Genomic DNA, 2,961 nt, shown 5'->3' on the forward strand with positions numbered 1-2,961 from the left:
AGGTTAAGTTAGAAAGGGCGCACGGTGGATGCCTTGGCACTAGGAGCCGATGAAGGACGGTACTAACACCGATATGCTTCGGGGAGCTGTAAGTAAGCTTTGATCCGGAGATTTCCGAATGGGGAAACCCTCCATCCGTAATGGGATGGAACCCTTGCCTGAATACATAGGGCATTGGAGGCAGACCCGGGGAACTGAAACATCTAAGTACCCGGAGGAAGAGAAAGCAAACGCGATTCCCTGAGTAGCGGCGAGCGAAACGGGATTAGCCCAAACCAGGAGGCTTGCCTCCTGGGGTTGTAGGACACTCTACACGGAGTTACAAAGGAACGGAGTAAATGAACAGGCATGGAAAGGCCGGCCATAGAGGGTAACAGCCCCGTAGTTGAAACTTCGTTCCCTCCAGAGTGGATCCTGAGTACGGCGGGACACGTGAAATCCCGTCGGAAGCAGGGAGGACCATCTCCCAAGGCTAAATACTCCCTAGTGACCGATAGTGAACCAGTACCGTGAGGGAAAGGTGAAAAGCACCCCGGAAGGGGAGTGAAACAGATCCTGAAACCGTGTGCCTACAAGTAGTCAAAGCCCTATGACCTTCGGGTCAGGGTAATGGCGTGCCTTTTGTAGAATGAACCGGCGAGTTACGATTACATGCGAGGTTAAGTTGAACAGACGGAGCCGCAGCGAAAGCGAGTCTGAATAGGGCGAATGAGTATGTGGTCGTAGACCCGAAACCAGGTGATCTACCCATGTCCAGGGTGAAGTCCAGGTAACACTGGATGGAGGCCCGAACCCACGCACGTTGAAAAGTGCGGGGATGAGGTGTGGGTAGCGGAGAAATTCCAATCGAACTTGGAGATAGCTGGTTCTCTCCGAAATAGCTTTAGGGCTAGCCTCATGTTGTAAGAGTCTTGGAGGTAGAGCACTGTTTGGACTAGGGGCCCCCATCGGGTTACCGAATTCAGACAAACTCCGAATGCCAAAGACTTATCCATGGGAGTCAGACTGCGAGTGATAAGATCCGTAGTCAAAAGGGAAACAGCCCAGACCACCAGCTAAGGTCCCAAAGTATACGTTAAGTGGAAAAGGATGTGGAGTTGCTTAGACAACCAGGATGTTGGCTTAGAAGCAGCCACCATTTAAAGAGTGCGTAATAGCTCACTGGTCGAGTGACTCCGCGCCGAAAATGTACCGGGGCTAAACGTATCACCGAAGCTGTGGGTGGACACCATCAGGTGTCCGCGGTAGGAGAGCGTTCTAAGTGCATCGAAGTCAGACCGCAAGGACTGGTGGAGCGCTTAGAAGTGAGAATGCCGGTATGAGTAGCGAAAGATGGGTGAGAATCCCATCCACCGAATGCCTAAGGTTTCCTGAGGAAGGCTCGTCCGCTCAGGGTTAGTCGGGACCTAAGCCGAGGCCGAAAGGCGTAGGCGATGGACAACAGGTTGATATTCCTGTACCACCTCTTTACCGTTTGAGCAATGGGGGGACGCAGGAGGATAGGGTAAGCGCGCTGTTGGATATGCGCGTCCAAGCAGTTAGGCTGCAAACGAGGCAAATCCCGTTTGCATCAGGCTGAGCTGTGACGGCGAGGGAAATTTAGTACCGAAGTTCCTGATTCCACACTGCCAAGAAAAGCCTCTAGCGAGGGAAAAGGTGCCCGTACCGCAAACCGACACAGGTAGGCGAGGAGAGAATCCTAAGGTGAGCGAGAGAACTCTCGTTAAGGAACTCGGCAAAATGACCCCGTAACTTCGGGAGAAGGGGTGCTTTTTAGGGTGAATAGCCCGGAAAAGCCGCAGTGAATAGGCCCAGGCGACTGTTTAGCAAAAACACAGGTCTCTGCGAAGCCGCAAGGCGAAGTATAGGGGCTGACGCCTGCCCGGTGCTGGAAGGTTAAGAGGAGGGGTTAGCGCAAGCGAAGCTCTGAATCGAAGCCCCAGTAAACGGCGGCCGTAACTATAACGGTCCTAAGGTAGCGAAATTCCTTGTCGGGTAAGTTCCGACCCGCACGAAAGGCGTAACGATCTGGGCACTGTCTCAACGAGAGACTCGGTGAAATTATAGTACCTGTGAAGATGCAGGTTACCCGCGACAGGACGGAAAGACCCCGTGGAGCTTTACTGCAGCCTGATATTGAATTTTGGTACAGCTTGTACAGGATAGGTAGGAGCCTTTGAAGCCGGAGCGCCAGCTTCGGTGGAGGCATTGGTGGGATACTACCCTGGCTGTATTGAAATTCTAACCCGCGCCCCTGATCGGGGCGGGAGACAGTGTCAGGCGGGCAGTTTGACTGGGGCGGTCGCCTCCTAAAAAGTAACGGAGGCGCCCAAAGGTTCCCTCAGAATGGTTGGAAATCATTCGCAGAGTGTAAAGGCACAAGGGAGCTTGACTGCGAGACCTACAAGTCGAGCAGGGACGAAAGTCGGGCTTAGTGATCCGGTGGTTCCGCATGGAAGGGCCATCGCTCAACGGATAAAAGCTACCCCGGGGATAACAGGCTTATCTCCCCCAAGAGTCCACATCGACGGGGAGGTTTGGCACCTCGATGTCGGCTCATCGCATCCTGGGGCTGTAGTCGGTCCCAAGGGTTGGGCTGTTCGCCCATTAAAGCGGTACGCGAGCTGGGTTCAGAACGTCGTGAGACAGTTCGGTCCCTATCCGTCGTGGGCGCAGGAAATTTGAGAGGAGCTGTCCTTAGTACGAGAGGACCGGGATGGACGCACCGCTGGTGTACCAGTTGTCTTGCCAAAGGCATCGCTGGGTAGCTATGTGCGGAAGGGATAAGTGCTGAAAGCATCTAAGCATGAAGCCCCCCTCGAGATGAGATTTCCCATAGCGTCAAGCTAGTAAGATCCCTGAAAGATGATCAGGTTGATAGGTCTGAGGTGGAAGCGTGGTGACACGTGGAGCTGACAGATACTAATAGATCGAGGACTTAACCACATTTGATTGCTTTGT

The 2,961-nt window shown here is 53.6% G+C and carries 1 rRNA gene; it reads left to right on the forward strand.

Features of this window, described 5'->3' with window-relative positions:
* Position 1 precedes the first annotated feature (1 nt).
* Positions 2–2,946: ribosomal RNA gene (locus Q9R36_RS26050) — 23S ribosomal RNA — on the forward strand.
* Positions 2,947–2,961 lie beyond the last annotated feature (15 nt).

This window comes from Bacillus sp. AG4(2022) (assembly GCF_031844465.1).
Classification (GTDB): Bacteria; Bacillota; Bacilli; order Bacillales; family Cytobacillaceae; genus Bacillus_AB; species Bacillus_AB infantis.